The sequence below is a fragment of the Hufsiella ginkgonis genome (genome assembly GCF_009834915.1).
In the GTDB taxonomy this organism is placed as follows: domain Bacteria; phylum Bacteroidota; class Bacteroidia; order Sphingobacteriales; family Sphingobacteriaceae; genus Hufsiella; species Hufsiella ginkgonis.
The window spans coordinates 420439-436138 of the sequence record NZ_WVHS01000002.1 but is presented as its reverse complement, the minus strand read 5'-3'; the positions used below and the strand labels follow the sequence as shown (position 1 = coordinate 436138).

Here is a 15700-nt window from a genome sequence, read left to right as displayed (position 1 = left end):
TATGTCTGGAGTCAAAACCCTCGGCCAATTTATCATCGAAAAACAAGCGGATTTTCCTTATGCCAAAGGAGAGCTTTCACGTCTCCTGCGCGATCTCGCAATCGCTGCGAAAATTGTGAACAGGGAAGTAAACAAAGCCGGCCTGATGGACATCATCGGCGACACGGAAGATATCAATGTGCAGGGTGAAACACAGAAAAAACTGGACGTTTATGCCAACGAGCAATTTATCTCCGCGCTGAAGAGCGGCGGGGAATGCTGCATCGTAGTTTCGGAGGAGAATGACGATTATATTTACATCGACTCCGAGATCTCCAGGAACGCCAAGTACATTGTCGCCATCGACCCGCTTGATGGTTCATCCAATATCGATGTGAACGTAGCCGTGGGCACCGTATTTTCCATCTACCGGCGTAAATCAACCGAAGGAAAAGCCACGTTGCGGGATGCGCTTCAAAAAGGCACGGAGCAGGTGGCCGCGGGTTATATCGTCTACGGAGCTTCCACCATGCTGGTGTATACTACCGGTGTAGGGGTGAACGGCTTTACGCTCGATCCTTCTATCGGCGAGTTCTGCCTTTCGCATCCGCAGATGAAGATACCTAAAGACGGCAAGATCTATTCGATCAATGAAGGTAATTACAAACGCTTCCCGGAAGGCGTAAAAAAATACATCAAGTACTGCCAGGTAGAGGACGACGCCACTAACCGCCCGTACACTTCCAGGTATATCGGTTCGATGGTGGCCGACCTGCACCGGAACATTATTAAAGGCGGGATCTTTATTTATCCTACCACGGCAGGCTCTCCCAGGGGAAAATTGCGGCTGGTGTATGAATGTAATCCCATCGCCTTCATCATCGAACAAGCAGGGGGGAGGGCCACCAACGGATTCTCGCGGATACTCGATACCGAAGTGGACTCGCTTCACCAGCGTTCGGCCATTTTCGTGGGATCCGAAAATATGGTGTTACTGGCCGAGAAATTCATGAGCGAATACTCTGAGGATATTCGTGCCGACACAGAATCCAGGCTGGAAAACCTGGGTATCATCGGCGGCATCGACTAACTATAGCAGCTGATCTCGCTGACTTTCTGCTTCAAATACCGAATCGATCCCTAACCGGTCCTTTTGCTTTCCGGCGGCTACCGCCAGTACGTCGCATCGTTCGTTCTCCGGGTGCCCGGCATGGCCTTTCACCCAATGGAACCGTACGGTATGAAGTTTATACACGTCCAGGAACCGAAGCCAGAGGTCTTTATTTTTTTTTCCCTGGAAACCCTTTGCGAGCCAGCCAAATACCCATTTCTTCTCTACCGCCTCGATCACATATTTCGAATCGGAGTAAATGGTTACCTGCTGACCCGGCTTACGGAGCGCTTCGAGCCCTACGATCACGGCCATCAGCTCCATCCGGTTGTTGGTTGTTTTGCGAAATCCCGCCGAAAGTTCTTTATAATGTTTTCCCGAGCGGAGTATCACGCCGTAACCCCCCGGACCCGGGTTACCGCTTGATGCGCCGTCTGTAAATAGTTCGATCATTGGCGCAAAAATAGATTTTCACGATTGAATTTGGTTGGCGCGAGAAATTTATTATTTTTGCATCCCCAACACGGTGGTTTTAGCTCAGTTGGTTAGAGCGCCTGATTGTGGTTCAGGAGGTCGTGGGTTCGAGCCCCATATTCCACCCATCGTGTAAAAGCCCTTATTGCCGGAATAGGGGCTTTTTTATGCGTTAAAGTTCGGAACCGCGGACCAAGCGTAAGGTTGTATCAGGCTTAAAAGTTTGGGAGCTAAAATTGGGAGCCATTATAAGTCCAATTTTACATGATCTTACCCTGCGATAAGAATATCTCTTATTTTCGTTCGCGCTGTAATTAAACGTCAGCTGCCGCTATTTAGAAAAAAAAGAATGGACCTGCCTTACGCCGGAATACCTTACGGCCCGGCCCCTGCCTGGTGTTTCCCCTTATTTGAATGCGGGCTTTACCTGTTGTTTATTCTATGCCTGGTGCATGCCGCCGGGAGAGGTGCGCGTAATGTGCTGTATATATTGGGCGGGTTAGCCTTCGGGCTCCTGTTGGAGTACATGGAGGTGTTGATGGAAAGTTATACGTACGGCCGTTTTTGGGTGATGCTGGGTAAAGCGCCCATGGATATCCCGCTCTGTATCGGTGTTGGCTGGGGAATTATTATGTATACCGCCCGCCTGTTTACAGACCGGTTCGGGCTGGGCCTGCTGGCCGCGGCAGCTTTAGATACGCTGCTGGCGCTGAACATCGACCTGGGCATGGATACGGTGGCTTACCGTACCCACATGTGGCATTGGAACTGGGTGGGTACGGGATTGAATCCCTTAACCGCGCAATGGTTCGGTATTCCGTACGGAAATTTCATCGGCTGGCAAACGGTAGTGTTCTGTTACTCGGCCTTCAGCCGCACCTTTGAAAAGTGGCTGATGCGAAATAAAACCGGGGCTCTTAAATTTACGGCCATCGCGGTGCTTGCGCTGCTGTCTTCACTGTTCGTTTTATACGCGTCCGAAGTTTACCTGTTCCCGTTTTTAAACAAGTACCTGGGGATTAAATCGGTTCACCGCTTTTACGGGATCAGCGTTATCCTGCTCGGCCTGGTAATAGTGGGATGGGGGAAGAGAAAGGTTGCGGCTGAAAACTTACCTGCCATCACCTGGATGGTCCCGGGCTGGTTCCACCTGTTTTTTACCGCCTGCTTTTTTATTCTCGGATTTTATAAAGAAAATACCTGGATGACCGCAGCTGCCTGCATTAACCTGCTTATCGGTGTTATCATTCATTTGCCAGGTTCTTTCAAAAGCGCGTCCCAGGATTCTGTGAGCACAGCCGGCAAAATTCACCATACATCATGACAGAGCCTGTTATAGCGGCCGGGCTCTGCTTATCGGGATCTATCGGGGATATATTTAAACTGTTACAGAACGAACGGTTAAAATAGCGAAGATCAATAAGTTGTCGTACCCGGATTATTTGTGAGACTTTAAATAACTGCGTCACAAAAGCGTCCCTTCGTGTCATCCAGGATGAACAGGAAGGCAAAAGTCAGAGTGCAAGTCCAAGCCGTTCCAGAAGCTGTTGACGCCCTTTAACGGTGACGATCAATTCCCGGGAGAATTTAACTTTTCTGAACCAATCGTTTTCCAACGTCCTTTCCAGGAAGGCGGCTCCAAGGGCGCCGGCCAAATGAGGGCGGCGTTCACTCCAGTCCAGGCACTGCCTGCTTAAGGCTCTCCTGGACGAGGTTACGTCGCCTTTTAAGATATTCAATGTCGCAAACCACTCCCATCCGCTGCCAGCTACCAGGTAAATGTTCCCGGATTTTTCCAGGTAGCCTTTTTGTTCCAATGCTTCGGCGATCAGCACGCTCACATGCCCAGCCAGGTGATCATAACAGGTACGGCAAAATCGAACAGGCTTCATGGCTTCTTTCACTGTACCCGGTTTTTCATTTCTGGATAAGCTGGCCAGGGACTCGATGACATAGGCGACCTCGGGGCTGGCAAACGAATAGTACCGGTGCCTCCCTTGTATTTCCACTTTGATTAATGCACTATTAAGCAGTTTGGAAAGGTGATTGCTGGCCGCCGCTGGCGAAATATCGGCCGCCAGCGCCAGTTCGCCGGCTGTATAGGCACGGCCGTCAAGCAGGCTCCAAAGCATTTTTGCCCTGACCGGCTCACAGATCAGCGAAGCTATCTCTGCAAATTTATGATCTGCCTCCATTGTTCAGTATATAATGAAATATAAATGTAAGTTTTTCGCCTACTTTGAAAAAAAAATCAGGATGAAAGACATAGAACTATTATTAGAAAATGCACCGGGCTCGCTTGCGTTACTGGGTGAAACCTTAGGCCAAAATGGGATCAGCCTGGAAGGTGGTGGCGTATTTTATTACGAACAGAAGGCCATAGCACATTTTTTGGTGAACGAACCGGAACGTGCAAAAAGCCTTTTGGAAGAAGTGCAAACCAACGTAGTGAAGATCAATGAGGTCATCATCCAGAAGCTCAGGCAGGATGTACCCGGGCAATTAGGGGCATTTTGCCGGAGAATGGCTTTAGCTGGCATAAATATCCTGGTCCAATATAGCGACCACGCCAACCAATTGATACTGGTTGTCGATAACCTGGAAAAAGGTAAACAGGTATCAGATGAATGGATGAAAGAATGGTGGGGATAATTAAATACTAAATATTATGAATAAAGAACATCGCTACCAGCTTATCATGAAATGGACGGGAAATACCGGTTCCGGAACTGCGGGCTACCAGGGCTATGATAGATGCTATACTATCTATAGTGAAGATAAGGCGGTAATTTACGGATCTTCTGACGCCGCATTCCGCGGTGATAAAAGCAAATACAACCCGGAGGAATTGCTGGTGGCTTCTCTCTCATCCTGCCACATGTTGTGGTACCTGCATTTGTGCGCAGAATCAGGCATAATTGTAACGGATTATATTGATCATGCTAAAGGCGTCATGGTCGAAACCGCGAACGGCGGAGGGAGATTCAAAGAGGTGATTTTAAATCCTGTAGTTACCGTAAAGACAGTTGATATGATCGATAGAGCGGCCAGGCTTCATCACCAGGCGAACGCGCTGTGCTTTATCGCCAACTCGGTAAATTTCCCGGTAATTCACAAATCACAAATAAAGCAATCACAATAAAGTAAGCGGCGGTAAAAATTCACGACATTATGCCTCCTTAATGCGTCCGCCAAAGGCAGTATACCCGGACCCAAAACTTTTTCCGGCACCCATTAAGGTATGATCCGGTTTTATAAAAATAGCACCGTTCCCTATCTTTGGAAAACATGGACGACATACAGATCATAAGAATCTTCGAAGACCAGGTGCATGCCTTAAGAGAACTGGCCGTAGAAACGTTTAAAGAAACGTTCGCGGAAAGCAATACGGAAGCCGATATGGATAAGTACCTGGAAAGCGCGCTGAGCACGGGGCAGTTGACCAGCGAACTGGAGAACCCCGGTTCAAGGTTTTACGTGGCATGCGAGCATGGTGAGCCGGTAGGGTACCTGAAACTGAACTTCGGGAGCGCGCAATCAGATCTGCGGGAGGAAGCGTCGGTCGAGATCGAAAGGATCTACGTGAAAAGCAGTCACCAGGGAAAGAAGATCGGGAAGCTGCTGTACCAAAAGACGGTAGAGATCGCAAAAAAAGAAGGGAGAGAAAGTATCTGGCTGGGAGTTTGGGAGAAGAATGCCCGGGCGATAGCGTTTTACCGGAAACAGGGGTTTGAAGAATTCGGGGAGCATGAGTTTATGGTGGGAGATGATACACAAAGAGACGTGCTGATGCGGAAGGCATTGGGGAAACCTGCGGGCGTTAGGAGCGTGCAATTACACGATATGGCCGCCGTCGACCCCGGGACGCTGCAAAAGCTCGCTAACGAACCCGGGATTGCAGGTAATATGCGCGACATCTTCCCGCATCCCTATACGCTTAATGATGCCGAGACCTTCCTTGGGCTGGTAAAAGACGGCACCATCAAACAGGTTTTTGCCATTTTCGAAGAAGGGGTTTTTGCGGGCGTGTGCAGCGTGACGCCCGGGCAGGATATTTACAGGCTAAACGGGGAGATAGGTTATTGGATAGGGAAACCCTACTGGAACAAGGGGATAGCAACCGGGGCGGTCAGGTTGCTGGCGGATTACGCGTTCCGGGAGCTCGGCTTGGTAAGGGTGTACGCAAGTGTGTTCCACACGAACAAAGCGTCCATGAGCGTGCTGGAAAAAGCCGGATTTACCCTGGAGGCGGTGATCCGCTCATCGATAATAAAAAACGGGGAGCTGCACGACGAGCACCTGTACAGCAGGCTTAAGTTGTCGTAAGGCTAGGGTGCCTCATAAACGGAGACAAGGCTGAATAAGTAAATTTGCCATACAAGGGTAATTTCGTAAGTTCGCTTACTATGCCTGTCTTTCCACGGATCTATCTTTACCGCAGGGTGCTCAGCGCAAAGCGCTATATCGAAGAAAACTACCACCTGCCCATCAATCTGGACGAGATTTCCGGCGAGGCCGCCTTTTCCAAGTTTCATTTCGTACGCATCTTCAAAATGGCCTACGGGAAAACGCCTCACCGATTTTTAACCGGGCTTCGCATCGATAAAGCGAAATTGTTGCTGCAAACCGGGATGCCGGTATCCGGGGTCTGCTTCTCGGTAGGCTTTGAAAGCGTCAGCACGTTCACTACGCTGTTCAGGCGTTTCGTTCTTCAAACGCCGGCAAAGTACCAGCAGCTGCAGCTTGCACGAAAAATGCAGATGAAGGTTTCGCCGCTGAAATTTATACCGGGTTGTTTTGTCCAAAAGATCGGCTGGGCGAAAAACAGCAATTTTCAATAAGGGGCATTTACCGGAACCGGCCATCTTTGTAAAAACAACCCGATAAAACATGATCACCAGATTAAACCACGTCAGCGTATTTGTACTGGACCAGGACAGCGCTTATGATTTTTATGTAAACAAACTGGGCTTTGCCGTACATACCGATGCCGCTATGGGACCGGGTATGCGCTGGTTAACGGTATGCCCGCCGGAGCAGCCTGAGCTGGAGATCAGCTTAATGGCCATCACCGAAGGCATGATGTTCAAGGCCGGGTCTGCCGCGCAGATGCGGGCGCTGGTGAGCGCCGGCACCTTCGGGTTCGGGGTGTTTGAATGCAACGACTTATTAGCAACTTACGAGGAATTAAAAGCCAAAGGCGTTGAGTTCACCAAAGAGCCTACCCGGGAGTTTTATGGCTTCGAGGCGCTCTTTAAGGATGATTCCGGAAACTGGTTTTCGCTGGGGGAGAAGAAAGGTTAAGGTACGAATTGCAACATGAGCCCTCAATTGTTGGTGACAGCATGGATGCGGCTATAGAGCCCGCCCGATGAACTTATTCAATAACTTAATAACTAACGCGATGGAAACAAAACCACTGGTTGTAGAACGCATCTACAACGCACCTGTTTTAAAGGTCTGGAGAGCCATAACCGATAAGGACCAGATGAAACAATGGTATTTTGAACTGGAAGAATTTAAAGCCGAGAAAGGATTTAAGTTTACATTCACAGGCGGGGACGATAAGGAACAATACCTCCACGAGTGTGAAGTGATCGCCGCCGACCCGCCTCATAAGCTCAGCTACAGCTGGACCTACCCTAAGCACAACAACGGGTATTCGGTGGTCAACTGGGATCTGTCCGAAGAAGGGGAAAAAACAAGGCTCAGGCTGACCCACGAAGGACTGGAAAGCTTCCCGAAGGATCATCCCAGTTTCGCCGTCAGCAGCTTTACCCAGGGCTGGAACGCGATACTCGGTGAGTCGCTGAAAAAATTCGTGGAAGAAGAGAAAGCCGGTTAAGAGATGAAGTTACCGGGTGCTTCCATCCACCCTCCGTTCCATCCCGTAAACCCGGCACCGGTCCTTGCCGAAAACCTGCTCCCGCAGGAAGGTAAACTCCATAGGTTCGTAAAACCGGTGCGCACGGGTATTATTCCCGAGCGGGTCGATAAGCACCGCGGTAACTCCGGGCGGGGCAAAACAGCGTGCAAGGGCGAGTTGCATCATCTGGGTGTCGTAACTCTTGTTAAGCTGGTCCGCCTCACCGATCCAGATGTCGATAGCGCGAAGACCAGGCTCAACGTCGCCCCAGTAATGCGAGTCTTCAAGTAAAGGGTCGATGATCTGCACGATGCCTATGGGTTTGCCGCAGACTACCGCGATAAGCATTCCCAGACATGGGGCTGGGTGTCCCAGTAGCGCACCCTGGGGTCTTTTATCCGTCGCAACGGCTCGTCTGCTTCGTAAACGTTACCGGCAGCTCAAAGTCATCAAAGAACGGGATCGGTATGGGCTTGCTTTTCCACCACCCGGGAAGGCGCTCATCCTATTTAAGGGTACCGGCAATAGGAGACGTAATCTCTGCGCTCATGATTAGCAAGATGTGATTAAATAGGGCACAATATAGAAATTCCTTACATTTCGAATATGCAGCGATCCGAAGCTATTCCTTAACAAAAGAAGCTGTTACCATGTTACTTATATACTGAACCGGGAATGCCCGGCGTGAAGTCAGGAGTCCCGGAATAAAGCTAAACGAAAGCCGATACAGCCGTCGAAGAACTGCGGACCGATTGCATAGCGCTTGGTATTGGTGCAATGTACAGCCCAGTTATGGTGGCAGCCGCCGCGCAAGACTTTTTCGTTAGTGGGAAAGAAATAGGGGCTGCCGTCCTTAGGAACCGCGCCGGCATCCGGGATGAACCAGTCCCGGCACCATTCCCATAAATTACCATTCATATCGTACAACCCGAGCTGGTTCGCTTTTTTTTGTCCTACGGGATGCGTCCGGGTGAGTTTGGCGGTGTTTTTCAGACCGGTAACCAGGGTCAGCGCATACGGGCCGCTGTTTCCTTCATACCAGGCTACCTCCTTAATATCATTACTTCCAGCGAAAATATAGCCGTCATGCCAGTGCGATCCGCCCCGTGCGGCATATTCCCATTCGGTTTCCGACGGCAGGCGAAAGGTGCCGAAGTCTTTAAATCTTTCGTTTATCTTATCAAGGAATCCGCCGGGTCCGCAGATCCCGTTCCAGGATACGTGTTCAACGGGATGCCGGTCACCGCGATTTGCGGAACGGTTGGCCTCATCGCCCATGATGAATTTCCACAAGGCCTGCGTGGTCTGGAATTTCGCGATATAGAAATCAGGGATGCTGATCGCCTGTTCGGTGCCGAAAAGGAACGGGTCGTCGGCGGGTGTTCCGGCGACAAAGGCAAGGTCGATCGCATATTGCGTTCCCCGGTAATCAAATGGAATATTCAGGTCATTCATTTCTCAGTGGATATTTTGACAAAACCGAAGCGTATTGCCGTCTGCGTCCGTTACATAAAATTCGCGCCTGCCCCAGGTTTGATCAACGGGCCCCTGGTGAACCGGGGAATTTGCTTTAGCCGAAGTATCCAGCCCCCGGCTGATAAATCTGGCGAACAATGTATCCACGTCAGGAACCCATATGTTTACTACGGATCCGAACAATCGCTCACTTTCATACGTGGTAAGCTGCAGCTCCGTGTGTTCATGGCCCAGGTCTACGACAGGGGAATCTGCTGTATCACCAGGGCAGGTCATTGCGAAATCAAGAATCCCGGTATAATGCCGTATCGCTTCCCACATATCGCGGACTTTGAACAAAGGTATAAACTGCATGACGCTAAGTTAATTAAGGAACAGCGACAATAAAAAGTTCAGGGATAATCGGCCCGAAAAGCTCCGTATCATGCACCAACGGGCGGATACCCGGCGTATTAAGAGACAGACCCCGGAACGACGGGCCAGTTCGTAACCGCCGAATTCGGGCTGGCCGTCACTTCCTGCAAATAGGTGGCGGCGTTTCAAACTTGTGCATTGCCTGGGGCATATCGAACTCATTTTCAGCGATCCAGAGCTCTTTACCTGCAGAAAAGTACCGGTCGGGGACCATGGTAATGCCTGGGCCCCAGGTACAGGTATCGTAGTTTTAACAACGCAGCGCATTCATAGCAGCAAACAGGTAAACTCCCCGCAGTCCGGTTAAATCGTGGTGATCGTTGAAGCATAACCAGGCAGCACGTGGAACTTTGGTCGTGGTAAAGTAAACCATTCGGTCGTGTTGGTGTTGAAAGGTAGCTTAACACCACTGCACCTATGAGATTCCGGAACGTCCATTTTATCATTAACCCGGTTTCGGGCAAAGAGGAGCCGATCCTGTCGTGGATCAGCAAAGTATTCTGCGATACACGGATCCGTTGGGACGTTTCGGTTACCAGGAAGGACCTTACTGCAGGTGATATCGCTAAAGACCTGATCGGCAAAACGGACCTGGTGATCGTGTATGGTGGCGACGGTAGTGTAACCGAAACGGCAGCGGCGCTGCAAGGCACCGGCACCCCGATGGCCATCGTACCCGGCGGGACTGCTAACGTGATGGCCAAAGAGCTGGGCATTCCGCAGGATTCCGTGGAAGCGCTTGAGCTGTTAATCGGTAAGAGCCATACGTTGAAAGGGGTCGATATGGGCAGTGTGAACGGCAAGCCATTCCTGCTTCGGGTTAACCTGGGAATTATGGCCGATATGGTATTGGAGGCAGACCGTAAGCTGAAGGACAGGCTGGGCCAGCTGGCTTATGGGATCACGGCCGTTAAGTCTATAGCGGGCGCAGAAGCGATCGGGTACGAGCTGGAGATAGACGGAAAGATTTGCCGGGAGGAGGGAGTATCGCTTACGGTGACCAACTCGGGCAACGTAGGGATCGGGGATTATGACCTGCAGCCAGGTATAAGTATTACCGACGGTTTGCTGGACATCATCCTGCTCAAAAATGCCGGCCTTGGATCCATCCTGAAAGCGGCAGGCAGCGCCCTGCTGCAGCAGCCCACGGATGCGGTAAAGCACTGGAAGTGCCGCCAGGTCATTATTTCCCTGCAAAAAAAACAGCGGTTCATTTGCGATGACCGGGAAGAATCGGGAAAAAAAATCGATATCCGGGTAGTGCCTGCCGCAGTTAAAATCCTTGTCCCCAAGTCTGAATAATTCCCGCCATGCTTACCAAGATCCGAAGTCTGCTTACCCTCGTCGTTATTTTTTTCCATAAGATCTACGATAATCTTTACCGCTATATTACCGGGATACCAACGCTGAAAAGGAGCCGGATCACTCCCGACCTGTTCCTGGGGAGCCAGTACAGCCGGATCGGGCTCGGAAAGCTAAGAGCGCTGGGAATTACCGCTATTATCAATATGCGCGAGCATTCGGTATACGAGGAGGCACGGTACCAAGGGATCAAATACCTGCATCTTCCTACGGTTGATAATACGCCGCCGCAGCTGGAAACGCTGGTAAAAGGCGCAGATTTCGCCGCTAAAGAGATCAAAAGCGGGGGAAAAGTATACATTCATTGCCGCCAGGGCCTTGGCCGCGGGCCGACTATGACGATCGCCTACCTGATTAGTACGGGGTTGACCTTTGACGACGCCTTCGCGCTGGTAAAAAAGGTGAGGACCTTTATCAACCCGCGCCCCGGGCAGGTTACCCGCCTTAAAGAACTGGAACGATATTATAAAGAAAAACGTCTATGAACGTATCAGTCATGGCAGGAGATGTTACCTTTACCCCCTAACCTAAACCTATGATAGAACAGGTCAATATCGGTCCGTTACATTTTGAAGATTACCAGGAGCTGCTGGATGCTATGAAGGCATCCTACCAGGGCTGGCAGGGCGGGTACTGGAGTCCAAGCGCTATTGAAAACCTGATAAACAGGTTCCCCGAGGGCCAGATCGTTATTAAGGCGGGCGGTGTGGTGGTAGGCTGTGCGCTTTCCATTATCGTGGATTATAAGAAATTCACCGATGAACATACTTACAAACAGATCACGGGTAACTACACTTTCCGCACGCACAATCCAAAAGGGGATGTACTGTACGGGATAGAGATCTTTATCCATCCTGATTTCCGTGGGCTCAGGCTGGGTAGAAGGCTTTACGATGCAAGAAAGGATCTCTGTGAAAACCTGAACCTGCGGGCGATCATTTTCGGCGGACGGCTTCCAAATTACCACGAATATGCAGGCGAACTCACCCCCAAGCAGTATATCCAGAAAGTAAAGAACAAGGAGATCTATGATCCGGTGCTTTCCTTCCAGTTGTCAAATGATTTCCATGTAAAAAAAGTCCTCGCCAACTACATGCCGGAGGACGAACAGAGCAAGGAATTCGCCACCCTGCTGCAATGGTTCAACGTGTATTATGTATCGGATCTTAAGAACCTGTTCAACGTAAAAACTTATGTTCGTATCGGGCTGATCCAGTGGCAGATGCGGTTATACAAGGATCTTGACGAGATGTTCAGCCAGCTGGAATATTTTGTCGATTCGGTATCTGCCTATAAATGCGATTTTGCGGTATTTCCCGAGTTATTCAACGGGCCGCTGCTTGCCGGGTTCAACCATATGTCGGAAGCCGAGGCAATGCGCGAACTGGCGAAATATACGCCAGCGATGAAGGACCGGTTCCGCGAACTGGCTATCCGTTACAATGTCAATATCGTCACCGGGAGCGTGCCAAGCCTGGAGGGCGATACCTTAAAAAATATTGGCTATCTGTGTCACCGGAACGGAACGGTAGACCGGTACGAAAAGATCCATATCACGCCCGACGAAACCAAGCACTGGGGTATACAGGGCGGCGATAGCCTGAAAGTATTCGAGACCGATGCAGGCCGTATCGGCATCCTGGTATGTTACGACGTGGAGTTCCCTGAACTGGCCCGCCTGCTGGCTGATGACGGTATGCAGATCCTGTTCGTTCCGTTCCTCACGGATACCCAGAACGCCTATATGCGCGTAAGGCTTTGCGCACAGGCACGGGCCATCGAGAACGAATGCTTCGTGGCCATAACGGGAAGCGTTGGTAACCTGCCGCAGGTAGAAAATATGGATATCCAGTATTCACAGTCAGCCGTATTCACACCGAGTGATTTTGCCTTTCCTTCAAACTGCATCAAAAGCGAGGCCACGGCCAATACGGAAATGATCCTGATCGCGGAGGTGGACCTTTCATTGCTTCATGAGCTGCACAGCTACGGAAGCGTAAGAAACCTGAAAGACAGGAGGACCGACTTTTACGAGCTGAAGCTAAAAAACAAGATACAACAGGACCAGTAAGTTGAACCCGGCCATACTATGCCTGATTTTACTCCTGGCCTGCCTGGAAAGGAACGCAGAAGCGGGTCTTATCATGTTACCCCGATTGCGGGCCGGGTCCTGTGGAAAACTCATATCGCCTACGTAAAATATAATCCGTATTTTTCAACATGATATCCTGTGACACAATTAATGAAGATCCCGAGAAGCAGGAGCAGCTCCTGGCGGGGCTGAAAGAAGCGCTTCAAGATAAGCAGGAAAGTACAGACGGTTTTGTTTACGCTTTCCAGGGTACCGACGATATGATCAGGCGCCTGACCACTTTTATACTTTACCAGCGGACAAATTTGCCTTACTTTAAATTCGAGCTTACGATTAAAGATGCCGGTACGCACGTGTACCTTAAGATCACCGGTGGTGAAGGTGCCAAAGACGTAGAGAGAGAGATGCAGCTGTAACAATATCCCGTTAAGCTACGCGAAATGGATGCTTTGGAGCGGTTAAGAATCACCATCAATACCATCTCCGGGATGAGTCAGCAGGATTTGATCCCTCCAGGTCTTACTGGCATTTTAAATCGTACAAAAAGGGAGAGTTTTACAACGAAGCACATGCCGGCTGCTTTACTATGGCCGTTGGCGCTGCGTTAACCCAGGGCGGTTTTACACCCGGCGACCTCACCACCGATGCCCTTCTCGACCTCGATATGGCTTCGCTACGAGTTACCAGAATCCATTTAATGCTCAAAGCCAGCTCAATAGCTGGCGTAGACGAAGCGCACTTCAGGCCGTAGCCGAAGGCGCAAAAGCCAATTGAATCATCTCTAAGCGTTGAGCGTGCCTGTTACGATGGATGTCACTTACGCTTAAACGGCGGAGACCAAATAAAAAGACCGGCATGTGACCCGTTTTTTTATTTGGTTCTTTATTTTGTGAACTAAAAAAACTTACTATCTTTGCGGAGATTTAACGCTCATGTCAGGAAACAAAATTTCATTAACGAAAGAACAAGTGACGCTCATCGAAGAGCTTGCCCAGGTGAACGAAACGTTTGGATCACAGCCGGCAATGTCCAAAATTTTAGGCCTGCTGGTAGTCTCGGATGAAACGGAACTTACTTTCGACCAGATCAAGGATACGCTGGCGCTTAGTAAGAGCGCCGTCAGCCAGGCGCTAAGCCAGCTTCTTATGGCCAAAAAGATCAGCTATAAAACCAGGATCGGCGACCGTAAACGGTATTTTCATGTACGCGTGGCCGACTGGGACACCCAGGTACTGGAACAGTTCAACGGGATCTTGTCGCTGACCGCTGTTTACAAAAAGGTGTTGCAGGTAAGACCGGATAGCACACAAGAGTTTAATGCAAACCTGAAACGGATGACGGAGTTCCTTTCCATGCTGCACAACCAGGTGATCGCTACCTATCAAAAATACCAGGAAGAAAACAAGTAACTTTTTTTGATCGGTTAGTTCTTTAAATACTGAACTAACTGGTAATGAAAATAATGATAAAATAAGAGTACTAACAACGACCAGGTTAACGCCAGGTGAATACCCAGCCGGCTGAGCATAAAATGAGCCGATAATAATTGAAGAGTAATCAAATAATGAATAGAGAATGAAAACGAGAATTGAGATCGCCAGGGTGATACTTGTTTTATTGGGGATGACCGCTGCGCCGCAATTTGCAATAGCCCAGCAAAAGATCACCTTGGGTGAAGCATTGAATTTCGCCCTTCAAAATAATACGAAGATACGCAAGGCAAGGCTCGACGAGCAAGGCGGGAAATATAAGGTGGCAGAAGTACAGGCACAGGCTTTGCCCCAGGTAAGCGGTACCTCCGGGTTAACCTACAATGCGATCATCGGCCAGCAGGTGGTCGACTTTGGCGGCACCACCCAGACGCTGAAGTTCGGTCAGAAATGGAACTCGACCGCAGGCGTCCAGCTCTCGCAGCAACTGTTTAACCAACAGGTTTTTACCGGGTTGCAGGCGGCCCGGTCGAGCGCGGAATATTACAACCTCACCGCACAGTTAACAGAAGAACAGATCATCGAATTGGTTGCCGGCAACTACTACCAGGTACTGGTGAACAGGCAGCAGCTTACGGTGGTTGACAATAACATCAAAAACGTAAGAGTGGTAGAGAAGATCATTGCCAACCAGTACCAGAACGGCCTGGCTAAAAAGATCGATGTAGATCGCATCGCGGTTAACCTCACCAACCTGGAAACGCAGCGGGCGCAAATACTCAATGCGGTTACGCAGTTAGAAAACCAGTTGAAGTTTTCGATGGGGATGGAGGTAAACACCCCCATCATTTTACCTGATACCGAATTGGCGCCTGTAACACAGCTGCCTGAGTTGGCAGATTCGGTGGCATTAGCCGGCAGAACAGAGGTCAGGCTGCTTAATAACCAGGACAAACTGCTGATGCTGCAGCGTAAAGCCTACGTATCAGAGTATTATCCAACGTTGTCGTTATCGGGCAATTACACCTATTCCAGCCAGAGCGGTGGGTTCGACTTTTTGAGCTCGAACCGCGCCGCCATCGGCTTTGGCGCATCCTCCGTTGGATTAACGCTGAAGGTGCCGATTTTTAACGGCTTCTTAACGCGATCTAAAATTCGCCAGGCAGAAGTGGATATCAGGAAAGCGCAGGAGGACCGCGTAGAGACGGTGAACTCGCTGAACCTGGCGTACGAAAACGCGAAGCTTCAATTGCGGAACAGCTTAAATACCATCAACGCACAGCGGAAAAATGCCGACCTCGCCCAGGAGATCTATAAAAGCACCCAGAATAATTACAATAACGGGCTGGCCAGCCTGACGGACCTGCTGGACACGGAGAACTCGATGACCGACGCGCAAAACCGGTACACCGAAGCGTTGCTGAACTATAAGATCGCCGAAATACAATTAATCAAATCAAACGGAAATATCAAGTCACTGGTAAAATAAGAGGAAG

General features: G+C 50.0%; 20 protein-coding genes and 1 tRNA gene. 16 read left to right on the top strand and 5 right to left on the bottom strand.

All coding sequences use genetic code 11. The features are described 5' to 3' along the window. Position 1 precedes the first annotated feature (1 nt). Positions 2 to 1069: a class 1 fructose-bisphosphatase gene (gene fbp, locus GS398_RS08625; RefSeq protein WP_160906365.1), complete on the top strand. Its 1068-nt coding sequence runs from the start codon at positions 2 to 4 to the stop codon at positions 1067 to 1069. Here fbp and rnhA read toward each other — a convergent pair whose 3' ends face one another. Further along, the gene (gene rnhA, locus GS398_RS08620; RefSeq protein ID WP_160906364.1) at positions 1070 to 1543 is read right to left on the bottom strand and encodes a ribonuclease HI; all 474 of its coding nucleotides are present in this window, start codon (positions 1541 to 1543) and stop codon (positions 1070 to 1072) included. A 72-nt stretch (positions 1544 to 1615) separates the two neighbouring features. Here rnhA and GS398_RS08615 point away from each other — a divergent pair. Together GS398_RS08615 and GS398_RS08610 are read left to right on the top strand one after the other, a co-directional pair. Further along, positions 1616 to 1691 (top strand) — tRNA-His (locus GS398_RS08615). Between the two features lie 222 nt (positions 1692 to 1913). Then, positions 1914 to 2888, top strand: a complete 975-nt coding sequence (locus tag GS398_RS08610; RefSeq protein WP_160906363.1) for a DUF7802 domain-containing protein — start codon at positions 1914 to 1916, stop codon at positions 2886 to 2888. A 190-nt stretch (positions 2889 to 3078) separates the two neighbouring features. Here the strand turns inward: GS398_RS08610 and GS398_RS08605 are convergent, their stop codons facing one another. Then, complete coding sequence (locus GS398_RS08605) at positions 3079 to 3759, bottom strand: ArsR/SmtB family transcription factor (RefSeq protein WP_160906362.1); 681 nt, start codon at positions 3757 to 3759, stop codon at positions 3079 to 3081. Between the two features lie 61 nt (positions 3760 to 3820). Here GS398_RS08605 and GS398_RS08600 point away from each other — a divergent pair, with 61 nt between their 5' ends. The 6 genes from GS398_RS08600 (at position 3821) to GS398_RS08575 (ending at position 7409) form a co-directional block, all read left to right on the top strand. Beyond that, positions 3821 to 4216, top strand: a complete 396-nt coding sequence (locus GS398_RS08600) for an amino acid-binding ACT domain-containing protein (protein WP_160906361.1) — start codon at positions 3821 to 3823, stop codon at positions 4214 to 4216. 16 nt (positions 4217 to 4232) lie between these two features. Then, positions 4233 to 4706 (top strand): OsmC family protein, encoded by a 474-nt coding sequence (locus tag GS398_RS08595; protein ID WP_160906360.1) that lies wholly within the window; start codon positions 4233 to 4235, stop codon positions 4704 to 4706. Positions 4707 to 4852: 146 nt separating this feature from the next. Further along, the gene (locus GS398_RS08590) at positions 4853 to 5890 is read left to right on the top strand and encodes a GNAT family N-acetyltransferase (protein ID WP_160906359.1); all 1038 of its coding nucleotides are present in this window, start codon (positions 4853 to 4855) and stop codon (positions 5888 to 5890) included. A gap of 80 nt (positions 5891 to 5970) precedes the next feature. Continuing rightward, positions 5971 to 6405 carry a helix-turn-helix domain-containing protein gene (locus GS398_RS08585; protein WP_160906358.1) on the top strand — a complete coding sequence of 145 codons (435 nt, stop codon included), beginning with the start codon at positions 5971 to 5973 and terminating at the stop codon, positions 6403 to 6405. 49 nt (positions 6406 to 6454) lie between these two features. Next, entirely contained in the window at positions 6455 to 6868 is a 414-nt protein-coding gene (locus GS398_RS08580; protein ID WP_160906357.1) for a VOC family protein, read from the top strand. A gap of 100 nt (positions 6869 to 6968) precedes the next feature. Further along, on the top strand, positions 6969 to 7409 hold the full coding sequence (locus GS398_RS08575; RefSeq protein ID WP_160906356.1) for an SRPBCC family protein: 441 nt from the start codon (positions 6969 to 6971) through the stop codon (positions 7407 to 7409). Positions 7410 to 7418: 9 nt separating this feature from the next. Here the strand turns inward: GS398_RS08575 and GS398_RS08570 are convergent, their stop codons facing one another. The 3 genes from GS398_RS08570 to GS398_RS08560 all read right to left on the bottom strand — a co-directional run bounded on the left by GS398_RS08570 (position 7419) and on the right by GS398_RS08560 (position 9260). Next, entirely contained in the window at positions 7419 to 7778 is a 360-nt protein-coding gene (locus GS398_RS08570) for a GNAT family N-acetyltransferase (RefSeq protein ID WP_160906355.1), read from the bottom strand. A 342-nt stretch (positions 7779 to 8120) separates the two neighbouring features. Continuing rightward, a complete protein-coding gene (locus tag GS398_RS08565; protein ID WP_160906354.1) occupies positions 8121 to 8885 on the bottom strand; it encodes a formylglycine-generating enzyme family protein in 765 nt (254 codons plus the stop codon). A 3-nt stretch (positions 8886 to 8888) separates the two neighbouring features. Next, positions 8889 to 9260: a VOC family protein gene (locus GS398_RS08560; RefSeq protein WP_160906353.1), complete on the bottom strand. Its 372-nt coding sequence runs from the start codon at positions 9258 to 9260 to the stop codon at positions 8889 to 8891. 477 nt (positions 9261 to 9737) lie between these two features. Between GS398_RS08560 and GS398_RS08555 the strand changes: the two genes are divergently transcribed. The 7 genes from GS398_RS08555 to GS398_RS08525 all read left to right on the top strand — a co-directional run bounded on the left by GS398_RS08555 (position 9738) and on the right by GS398_RS08525 (position 15693). Then, positions 9738 to 10622, top strand: a complete 885-nt coding sequence (locus GS398_RS08555) for a diacylglycerol/lipid kinase family protein (RefSeq protein WP_160906352.1) — start codon at positions 9738 to 9740, stop codon at positions 10620 to 10622. An 8-nt stretch (positions 10623 to 10630) separates the two neighbouring features. Beyond that, positions 10631 to 11167, top strand: coding sequence for a protein-tyrosine phosphatase family protein (locus tag GS398_RS08550; protein WP_160906351.1), 537 nt, complete (start codon positions 10631 to 10633; stop codon positions 11165 to 11167). Between the two features lie 50 nt (positions 11168 to 11217). Next, positions 11218 to 12753 (top strand): carbon-nitrogen hydrolase family protein, encoded by a 1536-nt coding sequence (locus GS398_RS08545; RefSeq protein WP_160906350.1) that lies wholly within the window; start codon positions 11218 to 11220, stop codon positions 12751 to 12753. Between the two features lie 149 nt (positions 12754 to 12902). Beyond that, positions 12903 to 13190, top strand: a complete 288-nt coding sequence (locus GS398_RS08540) for a hypothetical protein (RefSeq protein ID WP_160906349.1) — start codon at positions 12903 to 12905, stop codon at positions 13188 to 13190. Between the two features lie 170 nt (positions 13191 to 13360). Further along, the gene (locus GS398_RS08535; RefSeq protein ID WP_237488141.1) at positions 13361 to 13525 is read left to right on the top strand and encodes a hypothetical protein; all 165 of its coding nucleotides are present in this window, start codon (positions 13361 to 13363) and stop codon (positions 13523 to 13525) included. 181 nt (positions 13526 to 13706) lie between these two features. Continuing rightward, complete coding sequence (locus GS398_RS08530) at positions 13707 to 14183, top strand: GbsR/MarR family transcriptional regulator (RefSeq protein ID WP_160906348.1); 477 nt, start codon at positions 13707 to 13709, stop codon at positions 14181 to 14183. Between the two features lie 166 nt (positions 14184 to 14349). Then, positions 14350 to 15693: a TolC family protein gene (locus GS398_RS08525; protein WP_160906347.1), complete on the top strand. Its 1344-nt coding sequence runs from the start codon at positions 14350 to 14352 to the stop codon at positions 15691 to 15693. Positions 15694 to 15700 lie beyond the last annotated feature (7 nt).